At 41.3% G+C, this 18821-nt stretch carries 19 protein-coding genes; 11 read left to right on the top strand and 8 right to left on the bottom strand.

Going from position 1 to position 18821, the window contains the following annotated elements; translation table 11 throughout:
- Positions 1 to 13 precede the first annotated feature (13 nt).
- Entirely contained in the window at positions 14 to 1507 is a 1494-nt protein-coding gene (locus IL355_RS16480; protein WP_192463210.1) for a TolB family protein, read from the top strand.
- A gap of 11 nt (positions 1508 to 1518) precedes the next feature.
- Positions 1519 to 2691 (top strand): alpha/beta hydrolase, encoded by a 1173-nt coding sequence (locus IL355_RS16475; protein ID WP_192463209.1) that lies wholly within the window; start codon positions 1519 to 1521, stop codon positions 2689 to 2691.
- A 1-nt stretch (position 2692) separates the two neighbouring features.
- Here IL355_RS16475 and hemL read toward each other — a convergent pair whose 3' ends face one another.
- Genes hemL through IL355_RS16455 form a run of 4 tightly spaced genes read right to left on the bottom strand, consistent with a single transcriptional unit; the run spans position 2693 to position 6126 of the window.
- Positions 2693 to 3973 carry a glutamate-1-semialdehyde 2,1-aminomutase gene (gene hemL / locus IL355_RS16470; RefSeq protein ID WP_192463208.1) on the bottom strand — a complete coding sequence of 427 codons (1281 nt, stop codon included), beginning with the start codon at positions 3971 to 3973 and terminating at the stop codon, positions 2693 to 2695.
- 58 nt (positions 3974 to 4031) lie between these two features.
- A complete protein-coding gene (locus IL355_RS16465) occupies positions 4032 to 4889 on the bottom strand; it encodes a glucosaminidase domain-containing protein (RefSeq protein WP_192463207.1) in 858 nt (285 codons plus the stop codon).
- Entirely contained in the window at positions 4880 to 5785 is a 906-nt protein-coding gene (locus tag IL355_RS16460; protein WP_192463206.1) for a 1-aminocyclopropane-1-carboxylate deaminase/D-cysteine desulfhydrase, read from the bottom strand. The genes IL355_RS16465 and IL355_RS16460 overlap by 10 nt, the downstream gene beginning before the upstream one ends.
- A gap of 8 nt (positions 5786 to 5793) precedes the next feature.
- Positions 5794 to 6126 (bottom strand): hypothetical protein, encoded by a 333-nt coding sequence (locus IL355_RS16455; RefSeq protein ID WP_192463205.1) that lies wholly within the window; start codon positions 6124 to 6126, stop codon positions 5794 to 5796.
- A gap of 261 nt (positions 6127 to 6387) precedes the next feature.
- Between IL355_RS16455 and IL355_RS16450 the strand changes: the two genes are divergently transcribed.
- The 4 genes from IL355_RS16450 (at position 6388) to IL355_RS16435 (ending at position 10350) form a co-directional block, all read left to right on the top strand.
- Positions 6388 to 6543 carry a DUF5522 domain-containing protein gene (locus IL355_RS16450; protein WP_192463204.1) on the top strand — a complete coding sequence of 52 codons (156 nt, stop codon included), beginning with the start codon at positions 6388 to 6390 and terminating at the stop codon, positions 6541 to 6543.
- 75 nt (positions 6544 to 6618) lie between these two features.
- The gene (locus tag IL355_RS16445) at positions 6619 to 7188 is read left to right on the top strand and encodes a DUF4136 domain-containing protein (protein ID WP_192463203.1); all 570 of its coding nucleotides are present in this window, start codon (positions 6619 to 6621) and stop codon (positions 7186 to 7188) included.
- A 111-nt stretch (positions 7189 to 7299) separates the two neighbouring features.
- On the top strand, positions 7300 to 9063 hold the full coding sequence (locus IL355_RS16440) for an aromatic amino acid hydroxylase (RefSeq protein ID WP_192463202.1): 1764 nt from the start codon (positions 7300 to 7302) through the stop codon (positions 9061 to 9063).
- Between the two features lie 72 nt (positions 9064 to 9135).
- Positions 9136 to 10350 (top strand): glucuronyl esterase domain-containing protein, encoded by a 1215-nt coding sequence (locus tag IL355_RS16435; protein WP_192463201.1) that lies wholly within the window; start codon positions 9136 to 9138, stop codon positions 10348 to 10350.
- Between the two features lie 3 nt (positions 10351 to 10353).
- On the opposite strand, the gene IL355_RS16430 is transcribed toward IL355_RS16435, so the two are convergent.
- From IL355_RS16430 to alaS, 4 genes are all read right to left on the bottom strand, one after another.
- Positions 10354 to 10968 carry a DUF4230 domain-containing protein gene (locus tag IL355_RS16430; RefSeq protein ID WP_192463200.1) on the bottom strand — a complete coding sequence of 205 codons (615 nt, stop codon included), beginning with the start codon at positions 10966 to 10968 and terminating at the stop codon, positions 10354 to 10356.
- Between the two features lie 72 nt (positions 10969 to 11040).
- Complete coding sequence (locus IL355_RS16425) at positions 11041 to 12003, bottom strand: GSCFA domain-containing protein (RefSeq protein WP_192463199.1); 963 nt, start codon at positions 12001 to 12003, stop codon at positions 11041 to 11043.
- On the bottom strand, positions 12004 to 12870 hold the full coding sequence (locus tag IL355_RS16420; RefSeq protein WP_192463198.1) for a tetratricopeptide repeat protein: 867 nt from the start codon (positions 12868 to 12870) through the stop codon (positions 12004 to 12006).
- A 19-nt stretch (positions 12871 to 12889) separates the two neighbouring features.
- Positions 12890 to 15502: an alanine--tRNA ligase gene (gene alaS / locus IL355_RS16415; protein WP_192463197.1), complete on the bottom strand. Its 2613-nt coding sequence runs from the start codon at positions 15500 to 15502 to the stop codon at positions 12890 to 12892.
- A 101-nt stretch (positions 15503 to 15603) separates the two neighbouring features.
- Between alaS and IL355_RS16410 the strand changes: the two genes are divergently transcribed.
- From IL355_RS16410 to IL355_RS16390, 5 genes are all read left to right on the top strand, one after another.
- Positions 15604 to 16581: a M23 family metallopeptidase gene (locus tag IL355_RS16410; RefSeq protein ID WP_192463196.1), complete on the top strand. Its 978-nt coding sequence runs from the start codon at positions 15604 to 15606 to the stop codon at positions 16579 to 16581.
- Positions 16581 to 16910, top strand: coding sequence for a MerR family transcriptional regulator (locus tag IL355_RS16405; RefSeq protein ID WP_192463195.1), 330 nt, complete (start codon positions 16581 to 16583; stop codon positions 16908 to 16910). The genes IL355_RS16410 and IL355_RS16405 overlap by 1 nt, the downstream gene beginning before the upstream one ends.
- A gap of 95 nt (positions 16911 to 17005) precedes the next feature.
- Positions 17006 to 17605, top strand: a complete 600-nt coding sequence (locus IL355_RS16400; RefSeq protein WP_187458360.1) for a LemA family protein — start codon at positions 17006 to 17008, stop codon at positions 17603 to 17605.
- A 3-nt stretch (positions 17606 to 17608) separates the two neighbouring features.
- Positions 17609 to 18046, top strand: a complete 438-nt coding sequence (locus IL355_RS16395) for a TPM domain-containing protein (RefSeq protein ID WP_192463194.1) — start codon at positions 17609 to 17611, stop codon at positions 18044 to 18046.
- Positions 18027 to 18818 carry a TPM domain-containing protein gene (locus IL355_RS16390; RefSeq protein WP_192463193.1) on the top strand — a complete coding sequence of 264 codons (792 nt, stop codon included), beginning with the start codon at positions 18027 to 18029 and terminating at the stop codon, positions 18816 to 18818. The genes IL355_RS16395 and IL355_RS16390 overlap by 20 nt, the downstream gene beginning before the upstream one ends.
- Positions 18819 to 18821 lie beyond the last annotated feature (3 nt).

Here is an 18821-nt window from a genome sequence, read left to right as displayed (position 1 = left end):
TAAACTCCACTCTATGAAACGAAATTGGGTATTATGGCTCCTAGTAGTTATTTCATCGGGAGTTCATGGCCAAAAAACCATGGGTATTTTCACCAATTCCCAAGATATTGGCGCAGTACATAAAACAGGAACCACAACGTACGATGGAAACGAGCAAATATTTGAAATTTCCGGTGCAGGTGCCAATATTTGGTTCGACAAGGATGAGTTTCAATTTGCTTACAAAAAGACTTCCGGAAACTTTATTCTAAGAACTCGAGCCAAATTTATTGGTGAAGGGGTAAATCCGCATAGAAAAATGGGCTGGATGGTTAGAGAATCCACAGATACCGATGCCGCCATGGTCTGTGCAACAGTTCATGGTGACGGACTCACATCGCTGCAGTACCGAAAGGAAAAAGGGGGACAAGTAGAAGAAATACTTTCTCCTATAAAACATCCTCAGATAATTCAGCTCGAAAGACGAAGCGGAAGTTTTCTAATGAGTGTGGCTAAATCGGGCGACCCTTTTTGGACGGTAGAACTCCCGCATTTACAATTCTCGGAAGAAATGCTTACTGGCCTTTTTGTTTGCTCCCATGAAGAAAATGTGGTGGAAAAGGCACTATTTGAAAACACACGCATTGTCATACCTGCCCCAAAAGAATTGGTTCCTTATCGCGACTATTTAGGAAGCCACCTTGAAATTATGAACGTTAAGACCGGAAAACGAAAAATTCTACATTCGGTAACCAATTCCATTCAAGCTCCTAATTGGACGCCGGACAGTAAAACGTTGATTTACAATTCCGAAGGTCTCCTTTTTAAGTACGACCTGGAATCCGGCGAGATTGAAAAACTAAATACCGATTTTGTACAAAGCAACAATAACGACCATGTACTCTCCTTTGATGGTAAAATGTTAGGAATTAGCAGTGCAAGTGGAGAAGAGGAATACGGCTCCCTTATTTATACAGTTCCTGTGGAGGGCGGAACCCCAAAAAGGATTACTCCCATTGGCCCCAGTTATTTGCACGGTTGGTCTCCCGATGGCAAATGGCTTACCTATACCGGTGGCAGAAACGGGGTTTACGATATATATAAAATTCCTACGGACGGCAGCGGCAAAGAAATTCAACTTACCCAACAAACTACCTTGGACGACGGGTCAGAATACAGCCCCGACGGAAAGTATATCTACTTCAACTCAGCAAGAACAGGCTCCATGGAGCTTTGGCGTATGCTTCCGGATGGCAGTAAACAAGAACAATTGACCCAAGACGCCTATCAAAATTGGTTTCCCCATATTTCACCAAATGGAAAGAGTATCGTCTTTATTTCCTACATGCCAGAAGTACCGGCAGGTGACCATCCTTTTTACAAGCAAGTATATTTAAGAAGTATGCCTATTAACGGAGGTCCCATAAAAGTTATCGCCTATCTCTACGGAGGCCAAGGAACCATTAATGTTCCTAGCTGGTCTCCAGACGGTAAATACATCGCCTTCATCAGCAACACTCAATTATAAAACTACCACAAATGACCCGACCGACATACCTTTTATTGATCCTCCTTTTTATGGCACCCTTCCAACTTATCGCTCAAGACAATATGCTATGTGTAGGCCGCTATTGGACGGAAGATGAGGGCAATCTCATGTTGAAGGAATTCGCTTTAAAATGGAATGACAAAGCATCTTGGGAGGCAAGGGCACAGACCATCAAAAAAGGAATAATCGAAGGCATGCAATTGGATAAGATGCCCAAAATAAAGGGTGATTTCAATGCCATTTTAAGGGATAAAAAGGTAATGGACGGCTACACCATTGAGAATATAGCCATTGAGAGCTTCCCAGGTTTTTACATCACCGGAAATCTATATCGCCCTACCGAGGAGCGAAGTTCCTATGCCGCCATTCTTTCACCACATGGTCATCTGGCCAATAAGAGGTTTACGCATTATATGCAAAAAAGAGCGGGGGTTTTGGCCAAAATGGGCGCTATTGTTTTCGCCTATGATATGGTAGGCTATGGGGAAAGTATACAGGTAGAGCACAAAATGCCTATTGCGCTGTTGCTACAGACCTATAACAGCCAACGGATTTTGGACTACCTATTGTCCTTACCTGAAGTAGACCCTGAACGAATTGGGATGACCGGTGGTTCCGGAGGAGGAACCCAAACTTTTGTTCTAACGGCAATTGACGACCGGATCAAGGCATCGGCACCGGTAGTACAGGTTTCGGCACATTTTTTTGGAGGATGCGTTTGTGAAAGTGGCATGCCCATCCACAAAAGTGAAGATCATCAAACCAGCAATGTAGAGATTGCCGCCCTTTGCGCCCCAAGACCTCTGTTAGTGGTTTCCGATGGAGCGGATTGGACCCGCAATACTCCGAGAGTGGAATTCCCATACATTCAGAGGGTCTACAGCTTGTACGATGCCCAACACAAAGCCGAAAATGTGCATCTTCCCCTTGAAAAACACGATTACGGATATTCCAAAAGGGCCGCCGTTTACAACTTTTTTGGTCACCACCTCAACCTACGTATAGGCAATGTGCCCTATGATGATGGCTACCAAGAAGACTTTATAAAAGTTTTAGAAGCCGACCAACTAAAAGTCTTTTCCGAAGCCAATCCCATGCCATCCAATGCTTTAAATGGCAATCAAGCAGTTATGGACTACCTCAAGATTTCCGGGCCTTATTAGATTATAAATCCAAGGAGTCTAATGCCGCAATGGTGGTATCCAAATCCTCATAGCTAAGGGCATCGTTTAAAAAGTAGCTCTCAAATGCACTTGGAGGCAAATAAATACCTTGGTCCAGCATTCCGTGAAAAAACTTTTTAAAAGTTTCATTGTTTCCCTTTGCCGAAGAGTTGAAATCAACCACAGGTTCATCTGTAAAATGAACGGAAATCATACTCCCGAATCGGTTGATCTGGTAAGCGATGCCTTTTTTATCCAAAACCTTTTGAAAACCTTCATGTAGGTATTCCGTTTTTTTGGCCAAGCTTTCAAATACTTCAGGATGGTTATCAAGCTCCGTTAACATGGCCAAGCCTGCGGCCATGGCCAAAGGATTTCCACTTAGAGTGCCAGCTTGGTACACCGGACCTTCAGGAGCCAAGTGCGACATGATTTCGGCCCTAGAGGCAAAGGCGCCCACCGGCAAACCTCCACCAATTACTTTTCCAAAACAAAGTATATCCGCATCCATTCCCAAGGCCTCTTGAGCCCCACCCTTTCCTAAACGGAAACCGGTCATCACCTCGTCAAAAATGAGGAGAATCCCTTTTTCAGTACACAGCTTCCTCAATCCCTGAATAAATTCATCCGTAGGAACAATACACCCCATATTGCCAGCGACGGGTTCAATTATAATAGCCGCAATTTCCCCTTCATTGGCCTTTACCAATTCTTCAACCCCTACCAAATCATTGTAATTCGCCAACAACGTATCTTTGGCCGTGCCTTGGGTAACACCGGGACTATTAGGTGACCCAAAAGTGACCGCTCCGCTACCTGCTTGAATTAAAAACGAATCAGAATGTCCATGATAACATCCGGCAAATTTGATGATTTTATCCTTTCCCGTGTATCCACGAGCGAGCCTAACTGCACTCATACAAGCCTCGGTACCACTATTTACAAATCGGATTTTATCAATATTAGGAACCATGGAAACGGCCAATTTGGCCAAATGGGTTTCAATTTCCGTAGGCATACCAAAAGAAGTACCTTTTTTCGCCTTAGCAACTACGGCATTGATAACCGGTTCGTAGGCATGACCTAAAATTAAGGGTCCCCAAGAAGCAATAAAATCAATCAATTGGTTACCGTCTTCATCAAACAGATAAGCTCCTTTTGCTTCTTTGACGAAAATAGGGTCTCCTCCTACGGCCTTAAAAGCCCTTACTGGGGAATTCACTCCACCAGGAATTACTTTTTGGGCTTCTTTGAATAGGGCACTACTTCTTTGATAGATCATAAAGGTTTGAGAAATTTTAATGGATTTTTAAATACTTTTTCAACGAGAAAGTATCTTACTATTTATTGTAGGTTTCCGTCTTAACGGTCAATTTTTGCCCCACGGCAAGATCCGTGTTGTACATATAATTCCAACGCATTAAATCATCCACAGAAACGGCGTATTTTTTGCTTAGGGAATACAGAGTATCGCCGGGCTGTACCACATGGTAATCATTTTTAGCCTTAGCAATTACCGGTTCTATACTTTTTTTACCATAACCTTCTGCAATGACGGACTTGTCATAATTGAACAATTGGTGACGCTCAATAAGTGCAATTAGCTTTTCAGGATAGCGTCTGTCCGTTGCATAACCCGCTTTTCGTAGCCCTCTTGCCCATCTTTTATAGTCATCAGAGGCATAATCGAACAAAAAGGCGTAACGAGACCTGTTTTTCAAAAAGATACTGTGGTCGCGATAGGAATACATGGGGTGATTGTATTTGCGAAAACATTCTCCTTTTTCGTCATCGTCATGAAAATCATAATCGCCTTGCCAACCGGTGTGGCACTTGATACCAAAATGGTTATTGGTCTTCATGGCCAATTCCCCTTTTCCAATACCACTTTCCAATAACCCTTGGGCCAACGTAATACTCGCAGGAATACCATATGCCTTCATTTCCATTTGAGCTATTTCAGCGAAAGTTTCCACATATTCTTGGGGCGAATTGATATCAAACCGAATAAACTCCCCGGTATCCTCCGGCATGGGATACAAGCCATCATCCTTCTTTTTTTCTTCCTTCTTACTCGCTACAACCGTTGGGCGGGGTTTTTCACGATGGGTACGTTGTGAAACGGTTCGCTTGGTTTTACATCCAACAAAAAAAATCGCCATTAAGGCCAATGGCAGCAGTCTACGTATTAAACGCATAGCAATGGAAGGTTTTTCTTTTTCAAGTTCTCGTTCATTCCCTTTATACCTTGAAGTCCGCCGGTATGAACGGCCAGTATTCGTGAGTTTTCCCTAAAAAACCCTTTATTGACCATATCTAAAATACCGTACATCATCTTCCCCGTATAAATGGGATCTAGGGGAATTTCAGTCTCCTTTTTGAAATCATTTATAAAGTTTACCAAGTTTTCATCTACTTTGGCGTAGCCCCCAAAATGGTAGTTTTCAATAAGTTTCCAATTTTCCCTTGGCGCAAATTTACAAATATCTTCTTGTAAAAAATTGCCTTTAAGGGCCGGAAACCCTAAAACCTTTTGATGGGAAAATGCCGCGTTGCTCATACCGGAAATAGTGCCCCCAGTGCCAACCGCTACACAGATATAATCGTAATCCCTATCCGCATCGGAAATAATCTCTTCACAACCTTTGATCGCCAAGGGGTTGGTACCGCCTTCTGGAAGCAAATAAAACGCACCGAATTCCGACTTCAATTTCTCAATAAATTCCGGTTCATTTTTTAAACGGAATTGCTGTCTGCTCACAAACTTGAATTCCATTCCATTCTCATATGCCTGCATCAATGTTGGATTTTCCCTCCATGAACTGGCCAATTCTTCACCCCGAATGACCCCAACTGTACTTAAACCATATAACTTTCCGGCATAAGCCGTGGCTGCAATGTGATTGGAAAAAGCCCCTCCAAAAGTCAAAAGTCTCTTAACCCTTTTCTTCTGGGCTTCTAAAATGTTGTATTTAAGCTTTCGGTATTTGTTCCCCGAAATTTGTGGATGTAGTAAGTCTTCCCTTTTAATCCACAGGGATACCTTTGCCTTTTTTAATGGAGGTAAATGTATTTCTTGATTTTCGGCTTTCACTTGGGCGTTTAGGAAGCCCAAAGGTATTTAATAAAACTAAAAGCCCTGCGTTCTGACGTATAGTCTAGATTCTTTTCGTTCTCATACGCCTCTCGCTCAAAACTTATGTTTTGATAGGCTTTATAACTATCAAAATACATAACTGTTCTTATGAGCCATTCGGCGATGTAAAAAATATAGAAGAAAACCACCAACAATTCCAACTGCTGTCTCAAATGAATGCGTTCGTGGTTAATGAGGACCATATCTTCCTTTAAACCATGATGCTTTATAAAAATAAAGGGCCAAAGAGATAGGCCCACGTAATTTTTATAAAAGAAATGTCTAAAGACTAGAATCATATCACTGTTTAAACGAATTCCCCTACCTATAATTGTAAAAGATTCAGTTTTTTACCAAACACAAAACTACGGTCGAAGATTGTAATCATTCGTTAAAATCACCATAAAAAACGATGACCTACCTGTCTATGATGTTAATTTTGGGGCATTTCCATAAAAATCCAGTAACTTAAATTTGCAAAGACGATTGTGGACATTTCCTATTTAAAGGGTTAAGAAATCTTTTTATAAAAGTGCTTTCATCGACTTTATTTGATTAAAATGAAGAAAATAATTCCGGTTGAGGATGGAGATTTCTATTTCTCCAAAGAAGGATATAGGGTATTTACCGAAAAATATCATCTAAAACGGGGGTATTGCTGCGAAAGTGGTTGTAGACACTGCCCTTATGGTTTTGATATTACAAAAGGCGGTTGACTTTTATTTCTTTCGGCATGATTTTTGAGCCTGTTTTAAAAGAAAATTGTTCCTTAACTCCAAACAATTAATGTTATGAAAAAGATTAAATTTTTAGTTGCTCCCTTATTGGTTTTGCTGTTTCTAAGTTCTTGTTCTTCAGTGCAAGTATTATCTGATTATGATAGGGAAGCAGATTTTAATACCTATAAGTCCTATGCGTTTTATAAAACAGGGATAGACAAGGCACAAATTTCAGATTTGGACAAGAAGAGAATTTTAAGAGCTATAGAATCTGAAATGTCCAAAAGAGGATTTGTAAAGTCTGAAAACCCCGATATCCTGGTGAGTATTTTTACAAAGGAAAAAGAACAGGTTGATATTTATAACAATTACTGGGGCGGAGGCTTCGGTTGGGGATGGAGCCCTTATTACTGGGGTGCCGGATGGGGACCTGGCTGGGGAGGCAACAATGTTAGCACCCGCACGGAAGGCTCTTTGTATATTGACCTTATAGATGCGAATAGTAAAGAACTGGTTTGGCAAGGAAAAGGTGTTGGCAATCTAGGTAACATTGCCAATATTGAGAAGAAAGAAGAACGTATTAGAGAATTTGTATCTGAAATCTTGATGCAATATCCACCAAACACAGTGGCCGCAAGATAATTAGAGTTACGTATTTTAAAAATGCCCTTCACTTGAAGGGCATTTTTGTGTGAAAAAAATTCAATAAATAAGTAAATCCGCATTTTGTAAATTTGTGTAAAGACCGTTCATATGACCTATGAAAGCAATCCTGTTTTAGACAAGCTGCCCAAACATTTGAGGCAGTATATCAAACCTCAGAATTATAGCGACTATACGGCCATTAATCAGGCAGTATGGCGTTATGTAATGCGCAAAAATGTCGATTATCTTAGTAAAGTTGCGCACAGCAGTTATTTAGAGGGATTGAAAAAGACAGGTATTTCCATTGACCATATTCCAAATATGTACGGTATGAACCGAATTTTGAAGGAAATTGGTTGGGCGGCGGTGGCTGTAGATGGTTTTATTCCTCCGGCTGCTTTTATGGAATTTCAGGCGTACAATGTGCTTGTGATTGCTTCAGACATTCGCCAGCTTGAACATATAGAATACACCCCTGCACCGGATATTATTCATGAAGGTGCGGGACATGCACCTATTATCGCTAATCCCGAATATTCCGAATATCTCAGACGCTTTGGGGAAATAGGTTGTAAGGCCATTTCAAATGCCAAGGATTATGAACTCTACGAGGCCGTTAGGCATCTATCCATCATAAAGGAAGCTGCCGATACTCAGCAAAAAGAAATTAAGGACGCCGAACAAAAAATTGATAAGCTACAGCAGAATATGGGCGAACCAAGTGAAATGGCCCTTATTCGAAATCTGCATTGGTGGACGGTAGAATATGGTCTCATTGGAGAAGTGGAACGACCTCAAATCTATGGCGCGGGACTACTTTCTTCCATTGGGGAAAGTGCCTGGTGTATGACGGATAAAGTTAAGAAAGTACCCTACTCCATTGAGGCGGCGTATACCTCCTTTGATATCACCCAACCCCAACCCCAACTATTTGTCACCCCCAATTTCGCTTTTTTAAGTCAGGTTTTAGAGGATTTTGCCAATACCATGGCCTTAAGAACGGGAGGGTTATTGGGAATTAAAAAATTGATCGACTCCAAAGAATTGGGTACGATTGAACTGAGCACAGGACTTCAGATATCCGGAAATTTCGAAAGTGTTATTGAGCACAATGGGAAACCGGTTTACTTTCAGACCAAAGGAAAAACAGCCTTATCCTTCCGCGAGAAAGAATTGGTAGGTCACAGTACCAAAAGGCATTACAATGGCTTCGGCTCGCCCTTAGGAAAGTTAAAAGGCATCAATATTGCCATTGAGGACATGAGCCCAAGAGACCTGAAAGCCTATAACATTTTTGAAGGGCAAACAGTTAGTTTAGAGTTTGAAGGTCATATCACTATTTCAGGTGAAATTATCACTGGTACAAGAAACCTTCAGGGTGAAATTATCTTAGTGACCTTTAAAAACTGTATCGTAAAACACGAAGACAGAACACTTTTTGAATCGCAAGATGAACTTTATAGCATGGCCGTGGGCCAAGAAGTCGTTTCTGCCTTTCATGGTATAGCCGATTTGCAAAGTTTTGACCTCAGCAGTCATGAATTATCGGCCACTCCGCCTAAAAACAAAGAAGATCACAAGCAAACGCAGTTAGAATCCTTTTATGAACAAGTAAGACATTTTAGGGAAGGTAAAAACAAAACCATCTCTAGACACAAAGTCTTTGAGGAAGTCAAGGAAAACTTCCCTACCGATTGGCTTTTATCGGTCGAGCTATACGAATTGGCGACTTCCAATGGCGACACAGATTTTGCTGAAGAAATAAAAGCACACCTAGAGAACGTAAAACTTGAAAAACCCACAGTGGGCCATTTAATTGACGATGGTCTCGATTTGGTTGACAAAAGTTTTCAGAAAACAACCAGCTCATAAATTAAAAAACCAACCCTACCCAATAGACCAATGAAAATTCAAATCAGCCTCGTTTTAATAATTATAAGTTGTATGGGCTTTGCGCAAGGAGATGCTAATTACGATGAGACCAAGGTTCCTAAATTTACCTTACCGGATTTAATGACTTCTTTTAGCGGAAACCCGATTACCACTGAAAAAGAATGGGAGGAAAATAGACGCTATGAAATACTGCAGTTTTTTGAAAAACAGGTGTATGGCAAGGTTCCTGGAAGATTGGATGAATACAGCTATAAGCTCATTGAAGAAAATAATAAGGCCTATAACGGCAAAGCTCGCAGAAAGCAGGTAGCAATTACTTTGAAGAAAAACAAAAAGAGCGTTACTTACAACATTTTGATATACCTCCCTAAAAAGAATCCAACAGCGCCTGTTTTCTTGGGATATAACTTTTACGGCAACCATACCGTCACCAATGATCCGGAAGTACCCATCACCAAGGCCTGGGTAGCAAATAATGAAGCCTTCGGTATAACGAACCATAAAGCTTCGGAAAGAACAAGGGGTGTCCGTACGCATCGATGGGCCATTGAAAAAATGCTTGATAATGGTTTTGGATTGGCCACTATCTATTATGGGGAAGTGGACCCGGACAAAAATGACTTTAATGACGGTGTGCATCCATTATTCTACCGCGAAGAACAATCCCAACCCAAAACCAATGAATGGGGCAGTATTTCTGCTTGGGCCTTTGGCTTAAGCAAGGCAATGGATTACTTGGAAAATGATGCCAATATTTCCAATGTAATCGTATTTGGGCATTCCCGCCTAGGAAAGGCTGCCCTTTGGGCAGGTGCAACCGACAAGCGCTTTGCAGGTGTTATTAGTAACAATTCCGGTTGTGGCGGGGCTGCGCTCAGCAAACGTAAATTTGGGGAAACCGTGGAAAGAATCAATACTTCTTTCCCACATTGGTTTGCAGATAGTTTCAAAAAATACAACAACAACGAACGAACCCTTCCGGTAGACCAGCATCAACTATTGGCCTTGATTGCTCCCAGACCGCTTTATGTTGCCAGTGCAGCAGAAGATACTTGGGCCGATCCCAGAGGGGAATTTCTTTCTGCCCACTACGCCTCAAGCGTATATAAATTATATGGAAAAAGCGGAATCGATACAGCGGAATTACCTGCTGTAGACCAGCCCGTTCAACATACCGTTGCCTACCATATCCGAACCGGAAAACATGATGTTACGGATTATGATTGGGAACAATACATGACTTGGGCAAAGACATTTTTGCCTTAAAAATCAATCCTTAAAAATAAGTTCCGGTAGGTTTTCGTTCACTGGTTCGTTTTTATAAACCAGTTTCCAATCCATTGAATTGGTTAGGATGTAAAACTTTTGAAGCTCGCTCAACAAACGGTTTTGAGCATTTTTATTTAATGACGATTGCTCAATTTTATTCAGTAGGGAGGCCCTTACATTATTCCTGATTTTGTTATAATCAGAAGCATCGAACATATTGAGATAGTCCGATGTTACATCGTAGTATTCAAAATCCGGATTGATTTTCACTTCCGGTTCCGGGATAGTTTTGATGAACAAGGTTTTAGAAGCCTCGTCTACTTCAAACTCAATTTTGCTTAGGTCATAAGCCACCGTCACATCGGCATTTACCACTACCAAAGCTTTTTTTTCGGCTGAAATTAGAGGCCCAAACAACATTTTAGAATCCTTGTAATTGTACACTTCGGCAAAATGGCCTTCGGTAACGATTAACTTGGAAACATTTTCAATTTGTTGCTGAATAAGCATGGAGTTTTCTTGAAGAATGGTTTTCTCGTTCTTATCATCGGTACAAGTCCTAAAAACGAAAACACAGGCCAAGGCCAAAAGAGCTCCTAAAAGTATCTTTTTCATAAATTGAAGTTACAATAGATTCCGTTTTTAGAAAACAATATGCGTACCAAAACCGGATATAAGAGGTAGAAATCAGGCAAAATCCATAAAGGGGAATCCTTCCTTTAGCTTGGTTATTTTTTCTTGTAGTTTCTCTTTAAACTTCAGATGTTCTGCAGATAAAGGTTGAAAAGGTTTGTGGGCCAAACCTCTTTGAATTTGAGCAACCTCCTCCATGGTTTTATATACCTCTTCTGCCATCCATACTTCCTTAAATTTATCCCAGATATAGGAAACTGCCATGGCGTTTGGGTGCACCATATCCTCTTTATAAAAACGATAATCCCGTAGCTCATCCATCTGAATTTCATAACTGGAAAAATAAGAAACGCCGCAATTCTCTTCTGCTTTTTTTGAAATCACTTCATGAACGGCCGCAATTAAATGAGATTTGCTTCGCTGATTTTCCACAAAACCATCTTTTAAATGACGTACAGGGGAAACGGTCAGTATTACTTCTACAGCTGGGTTAGCTTCCTGGACCAATCGGATACAATTTTCAAGACTCTGAACTATTTCAGCAACTGAAAGTAACTCCTTATCAAATGCTCGTTGAGGAACTTTATGACAATTGGCCACCACTTTCCCCGAATCTTTATGACGATACACCCAAGCCGTTCCCAAGGTTAGAATTACATGGCTTGCGGTTTTTAGAAAATCATTGGTTTCCTTAACGGCAGTATTGAGTCGACCTAAAACCTTCTCTTTTTTCTCCGAATCAAGGGAAGAATGCGCCTCATACGAGTGCCACAACCCATTATGTTCAAAGAGTTCGTCTGGTGAAAAAGAAACTAGATTTTTTGCCCTATTAAGTAAATTTTCAATCGCCAGCGGGTGAAAAAGAATGCCTAAGGGATTTCTCAAATGCTGAAATTGATGGTAAGCCATCTTTTCTCCCATATTCTCTGAAAAACAGCTTCCCAACAGTAGTGTTTGACTGTAATAGTCAATGGGAACATCTGCTTTTTTTAATGGAATTTGGGTTTGGAGTTTCATTTATTCCTCTTTATACAAATTAGATAACGGACTTAACTTATGAAAAACCTGGTAAGGGTAAACTTCGTAGACCACCTGATCTTCATTGATGGTATTGTCCGATTCTTTCTTGGCCTGGTTTAAAAAAGCCTTGGCTTTTTCCGAATCGCTCAAAGCATAATGGCAAGAAGCTTTATAATACAGAGCATCAGCAAATTTTTCATAAACCATTAGGGCTTTGTCAAAGCTTTCGATGGCCTTCTCAAAATTCTCCATTTCCATAAAAACGACGCCTAAATAAAACCAATCCATATAGTGACATGCTTCATGGGGCGGGTCATTAGGAAAATCTTTGAATTGTTGCTCCTTACTTTTTTCCAGAAACTCCTTAGCTTTTTCAAATTCATTCAATTGCAAGTAATCCAATCCTAAATAAAAATTGTAGGTATGGTCTATTACGTAGCTATCTCCATATTTTCTTTTTACCTCCAAAAATTCGGCTATTGATTCTTTATATTCCTTAGAAAACAGACATTTCATAAATGCACTATATGGAAGCCAACGCAGAGAATCATATTTTACAGCTTTTGCCAAATAGGGTTTTCCTAATGAATATTTTCGAGCTTTGTATAGGGGCATTGCCTTCTGATGCCAGAAATAGGCGGAATCTGGTTTTATATCCAAAATGGAATCTAAAATCAATTGTCTTTTTTGTGAGTACAATGAAACGCGGTTCGCCCGTTTCCAAAGACTATCTATCCTCTTCTTTTCCTCAATGGAGATTTCATCCTTCGCCCTAGATTGATTCCCATGTGAAGAAAAACCATTATATTTTTTGTCCACACAAGACGAAAAAACCAAAAGAAGCAAAATCAATTTTTTCGTCATATGTAATGTTTTTAAGTCTCTAGGAAATATACGTCTTGGCCTGGCTAAGTGCCTCTTCTATCCCTGCCGGATTCTTACCTCCCGCGGTGGCAAAGAAAGGCTGACCACCTCCACCACCTTGAATGAATTTGCCCAATTCACGAACAATGGCCCCGGCATTCAGTTCTTTTTCGGCTACCAAGTTTTTGGAAATGTAGCACGACAATAAGGCCTTGCCATTTTGCTCAGTACCGAACAAAAGGAAAAGGTTCTCCATATTGCTTCCCAATTCAAAAGACAGATCTTTAATACCCGCAGCATCCAAGTCTACTTTTTTGGCCAGGAATTGTACTCCGTTTACTTCTTGTAACTCGTCTTTCAACTCGCCCTTCAGGTTTTTGGCTTTGTCCTTCAACAACTGCTCCACTTCCTTTTTTAATCTGGAGTTCTCCTCTTGTAAAGAAGCAACCGATTTTACAGGATCTTGGGCATTGTTCAACAAATCTTTTATTTCGGTAAGCACCTGATGGTTTTCGGTGTAAAAATCTTTGACCGCATCGGAAGTTATGGCTTCTATTCTTCGAATACCTGCTGCCACCGCACCTTCTGACCTGATTTTAAAATGCCAGATATCCGCCGTGTTTTTAACGTGAGTTCCCCCACATAATTCAATGGATTGACCAAACTTGACCGTACGCACCGTATCACCATATTTTTCTCCGAAGAGGGCCATGGCACCTGACTCCATTGCTTCTTTCATGGGTACATTGCGACGTTCTTCAAAAGGCAATTGACCATCTATACGGGCATTCACAAAGTTTTCGACTTCCCTCAGCTCATCCGACGTTAATTTGGAAAAATGGGAGAAATCAAATCGCAAATATTTAGAATGTACCGCAGAGCCTTTTTGTTCTACATGGGTACCTAAAATTTCGCGTAGTGCCTGATGCAACAAGTGGGTCGCCGTGTGATTAGCTTCGGTTCTTTGTCGCTGTTTTTTATCTACTACGGCCTTTAACCTTTCATTTAAATTTTTGGGAAGGCTTTTACTAAAATGTACAATTTCATTGTTTTCTTTTTTAGTATCAATGATGTAAACTACATCCCCATTAGATTCTTCCAAATAGCCCTTATCCCCTACTTGACCGCCTCCTTCGGCATAAAATGGGGTAAGATTGAAAACCAATTGAAACTGTTCGCCCTGTTTTTTGGAAGTCACCTTACGATACTTCACCAAGCGCACATCGGCTTCGAGCGTATCATAGCCCACAAATTCCTGTTCCACGTCATTGGACAAAACCACCCAATCTTCCTTCGCAACTTCAGAGGCCGATTTTGACCTGTTTTTCTGTTCTTGCATGGCCTCATTGAACCCAGCCTCATCTAAGGAATATCCTTTTTCGGATAAAATTAGAGCTGTTAAATCTATGGGGAATCCGTACGTATCATAGAGCTCAAAAGCCTTGCGCCCATCTACTTCCTTACCCTGAGAATTGGCGATTACTTGATCTAAAAGCACTAGACCTTGTTCCAAGGTATTTAAAAAGGAATGTTCTTCTTCCTTAATGACGTTCTCAATCAGTTGTTTTTGTTCTTTCAACTCCGGAAAGGCTTCTCCCATGGAATCGGTAAGTACATTCACCAAACGGTACATAAACGGACCTTTGGTGTCTAAAAAGGTGAATCCGTACCGAATGGCCCTCCTCAAAATTCTTCTAATGACATAGCCAGCACCTGTGTTACTGGGCAATTGCCCGTCTGCTATGGAAAAGGAAACCGCACGAATATGATCGGCAATCACCCTTATGGCAATATCGGTTTTTTCGTTCTTTCCGTATTTATGATTGGTAATAGTTTCTATTTCCCGAATAATCGGTTTGAAAACATCGGTATCGTAGTTCGATTGAACTCCTTGCAAGACCATGCATAGACGTTCAAAACCCATCCCTGTATCTACGTGTTTGGCAGGTAGGGATTCTAGGGAGCCGTCCGCTTTGCGGTTATACTGCATAAATACCAAATTCCAGATTTCCACCACTTGAGGATGGTCTGCATTTACTAAGGATGCTCCTGAAATTTTCGCCTTTTCTTCCGCTGAGCGGATATCTACGTGAATTTCGGAACAAGGTCCGCACGGCCCTTGATCGCCCATTTCCCAAAAGTTATCCTTCTTATTACCCATGATAATGCGATCTTCGGGCACAATGGTCTTCCAAAGATCAAACGCTTCTTGATCTAGGGAAAGTCCGTCATCATCACTTCCCTCAAAAACCGAAACATAGAGGCTATCCTTATCAATTTTAAAAACTTCGGTAAGCAGTTCCCAAGACCATTTGATGGCTTCAGGCTTAAAGTAATCACCAAAACTCCAGTTGCCCAGCATTTCGAACATGGTATGGTGGTAGGTATCCTTCCCTACTTCCTCCAAATCATTGTGTTTACCACTTACACGCAGACATTTTTGGGTATCGACTACACGGGTATTTTTGGCAATGCTATTCCCTAGAAAAAATTCCTTAAATTGATTCATGCCCGCATTGGTAAACATCAACGTTGGGTCATCTTTGATTACCATGGGCGCTGAAGGCACGATTTTATGTCCTTTATCAACGAAAAAATGAAGAAATCTTTTTCGGGTCTCTTTTGAAGTCATAAGAATTTATAAGGTTTTTGTAATTTTAACGTTATAAACAAAACAATTTTTATATTTGTTTGTTACGCCAAAACGCCACAAAAATAGGATAAAATAGATACATGTCTAAAGTAAAGTATTATTACGATCCCGATACGCTTTCGTACCGGAAAATAGAGCCCAAAAAATCAAGGCGCTACCGTAACATCGCTTTATTTATATTGGGTTCGTTTCTCTTTGGATTGCTCTCCCTTGTGCTTCTAATGAATACCAACCTCATCAACACTCCTAGGGAACTATCCCTGCAGCGTGAGGTAAAGAATTACGAGTTACAGTTTGAACTACTGAATCGTAAAATGGGGCAAATAGAAGAGGTTCTGGCCAATATCGAAGATCGAGACAACAATATTTACCGTCTGTACTTCGAGGCCAACCCTATTCCTGAGGAACAAAGGCGTGCCGGTTTTGGTGGGGTGAACCGCTATAAGTCTTTGGAAGGCTTCAACAACTCAGAAATGATCACTGCCACAACCAAGCGATTGGATATCATCAAAAAACAAATGGCCATACAGTCCAAATCGTTGGATGAGATTACCAAACTGGCCGAAGAAAAGGAAAAACTTTTAATGGCCATACCTGCCATACAACCGGTAAAAAATGAGGACTTAAAAAGAATGGCTTCCGGTTTCGGGTGGCGTTCAGATCCTTTTACGAAGGCGCGAAAAATGCACCGTGGCATGGATTTTTCCGCACCCAAGGGCACCCCTATTTACGCTCCGGGAGACGGTAAAGTGATTAGGGCAGATAATGGTTCTTCCGGTTACGGTAAGCACATTCGTATTGATCACGGTTACGGCTACAAAACGCTGTACGGTCACTTAAGCAAGTACAATGTGAGGAAGGGCCAAAAAGTGAAACGTGGAGACCTGATTGGCTTTGTTGGCAATACGGGCCGTTCAGAAGCACCTCACTTGCACTATGAAGTTTGGAAGGACGAAGAACGCATCAACCCCATTAATTTCTATTACGGAAGTTTAACGGCAGAAGAATTTGAGAACATGCTCAAATACGCCGCACAAGAAAATCAATCTCTCGATTAATGCAGATAGAACTACCTGAAAAAAGATACTATGGAATTGGCGAAGTGGCCAAGGCCTTTGGGGTAAATACTTCTTTGATCCGTTTTTGGGAGAAAGAATTCGACGCCATTAAGCCTAAAAAAAATGCCAAGGGCAATCGCAAGTTTACACCTCAGGATATTGACAATCTTAAGCTGATATACCATTTGGTAAAAGAGCGCGGGTTCACCTTGGAAGGTGCCAAGACACACTTGAAAGAGAACCGTCAAAAAACCCTCGACAATTTTGAAATCATAGACAAATTGGAACGTATAAAGGCAGAGCTCGTTAAAATAAAAGAGCAATTGTAACTTTATCTTTCTTTTGGCGTCCTATGGTTGAAAGAAAAAGTATCCGCATTGCGAAACCTTAACTATTCACTATAATTTTCTAAAACACTAGCAACATGAAAAAAGGATTGATCGCCCTCATTGTATTGGGTGTTATTGCATTTGGTATTTACCAGTGGGCCGTAGGTTTTAACAACACCGCCATAGCCCTTAAAGAAACTTCAACTAAAACTTGGGCCAATGTGGAAAGTGCCTACCAACGCAGAAACGACCTTATTGGCAATTTGGTAAAAACCGTTCAAGGAGCGGCAGATTTTGAGCGAAGCACCTTGACCGAGGTCATTGAGGCCCGCGCCAAGGCCACTTCCATCAATATTGACCCTACCAACATTACACCTGAGCAATTAGCGCAGTTCAATCAGGCGCAAAGCGGACTAAGTGGAGCTTTAAACAAACTTTTGGTCACCGTGGAGCGGTACCCAGATTTAAAAGCGAACCAAAACTTTTTGGAGTTGCAATCGCAGTTAGAAGGAACGGAGAACCGAATTAATGTGGCACGCGACCGTTTCAATGCAACCGTAGAGCCCTACAATCTTCATATCAAGAAATTCCCGAATTCAATACTGGCCGGAATTTTCAACTTTGATGAGTTAGCTTACTTTAAGGCAGAAGCAGGTGCGGAGCAAGCACCGGATGTGAACTTTGAGTTTAACTAGCCTATGTCGCGAGTAGAGGATTTTCTAACGGCAGAAGAGGAAAAAGAGGTGGTGCAGGCCATTATCGAGGCAGAAAACAGAACTTCTGGCGAGATTAGGGTGCATTTGGAAGCCCACACCCGACAGGAAACCATGGAGCGCGCCAAGGAGTTATTTCACCAATTAAAAATGGACAATACCCAAGACCATAATGGTGTGCTCATTTACGTGGCCGTGAATGATCGAAAATTCGCTATTTGTGGGGATAAAGGTATCGACAAGGTGGTACCTAAAGGTTTTTGGGACAGTACCAAAGACACCATTCAATCACACTTTAAAAAGAGGGAGTTTAAACAAGGCCTTGTAGAAGGTATATTAAAAGCCGGCCACGAACTGAAAGTACATTTTCCTTGGCAACAGGATGATAAAAACGAACTTAGTGATGAGATTTCAAAAGGCTAGCTTTTTTCTACTCTTCCTGTGTTGCTTTTCGTGGGTTCAGGCGCAATTTGAAATTCCTGAAAAACCTGCGAAGGAAACCAGCGTTTACGATTATATAGACTTGTTGCAGCAAGGGCAGCAAAAGGCATTGGAACAAAAACTGATTCGGTATTCAGATAGTACCTCAACTCAGATTGTAGTAGCGATTATTAGCAGTACTAAAGGCGAAAACATTAATTATCTGGGTGCCCAATGGGGCCATGAATGGGGTATTGGCCAAGCCGGAAAAGACAATGGTGTACTTATTTTATTGGCCAAAGACGATAGGCGAATTGCCATCAATACGGGGTATGGAGTAGAAGGTAGCCTTACCGATGCGATGTCTAGACGTATCATCGAAAATGTAATCGTACCCCAATTCAAAAATGCCGATTTCTATGGTGGATTGGATAAAGGTGCCGATGCTATTTTTCAAGTGCTGACCGGTGAATTTAAGGAAGACCGAAGCTTTGATAACCAAAGAGGCTTTCCTTTTGAAGCCCTGCTTCCTTTTATCATATTTTTTATCATTTTGGTCATTCTCTCCAACCGAAATAAGCGTGGTGGTGGCCGAAACGGTGGAAAACGTTCTGGTGGACTCGATATTTGGGATATGATTATCCTAAGTAACATGGGCAGAAGTTCAGGTTCTGGCGGGTTTGGCGGAGGTTCCGGTGGTAGTTTCGGAGGTGGATTTAGCGGCGGATTCGGTGGAGGAGGCTTCGGCGGAGGTGGTGCTTCTGGCGGATGGTAACTA

The organism is Euzebyella saccharophila (genome assembly GCF_014855495.1).
Lineage (GTDB): Bacteria > Bacteroidota > Bacteroidia > Flavobacteriales > Flavobacteriaceae > Euzebyella > Euzebyella saccharophila.
This window is presented reverse-complemented; position numbering and strand designations above follow the sequence as displayed.